1 protein-coding gene is annotated in these 832 nt (G+C 56.0%); it reads left to right on the top strand.

Annotated features, from left to right (window positions below; all coding sequences use genetic code 11):
* Positions 1 to 453 precede the first annotated feature (453 nt).
* Positions 454 to 832 (top strand): hypothetical protein (locus tag ACJMKZ_RS18770; protein WP_405234763.1); only part of this gene is annotated, 379 nt, incomplete at its 3' end.

Here is an 832-nt window from a genome sequence, read left to right as displayed (position 1 = left end):
GCGCAGCAGTGGCTGTGTTTCTTAGCCGTCCACGGGCATCAAAAACGTCGTCGTCAGAGAAGATGTTCAACGCACTGGTTGATGCTCATCGGCGAAACGACTCCATCTGATTCGGAGCAAGTTGTGAGCGCTTCTGGCCGGAAACCGACCCCTCGGTCTGTGAGGCGCCATAGAGCCAAGACCGGCCCAAATTAGGGTCGCCTATCGACCCGACGCAGACAGCTGCGTTTAAATCTAGCTAACGTGGTCGCTCTCACCTGCGCCCGATCGCCCGCCTAGGGGTCTCAAAAACACTTGCTATTCGGCAACCGCACGCTGAGCCCTGAGATCGACTCCCCCTGGCATACTCCTCCGGTCCGCTGGCGGTGGTAGCCAGAGCAGTGCGGACCGTGGTCCGATTTCGCCTATACTGGGCGCTCTGGCGAATCTGCGGATTATCTGTGCGGGACCATTATGCTTGAAGGCCTCGGCAATCTCGGCGATTTCATAGGCGGCATCGCTGTCGTCATGTCGTTGATTTATCTTGCTATCCAGGTACGAGCGAATACGCGTGCTGTGCAGTCTTCGAGTCGTCAACAGGTTGCTGAGCAGTATCGGATTACGAACAGACTGCGATTGGATCCAGAGAAGGCAGAGGCGTTCTGGGAGGGTCTTGTTTATTATCCGGACATGCCAATCGCGAAACGGCATCTGTTCGGAGGTCTAATTACTGAAGAGGCGCTGTTTTTCCAAAGTGTGTTTGCAATGCACGAGTCAGCCCAACTGGAAGGGGAAACGTACGAAGCCTACTTGCGCTGGTTTTCATCAGTTGTCGCGACGCCCGGCGGGAAGC

The organism is Lentisalinibacter salinarum (assembly GCF_040706555.1).
GTDB lineage: Bacteria > Pseudomonadota > Gammaproteobacteria > Steroidobacterales > Woeseiaceae > Lentisalinibacter > Lentisalinibacter salinarum.
The sequence above is the reverse complement of the archived record's forward strand: the minus strand, read 5'-3'. Positions and strand labels throughout refer to the sequence as shown.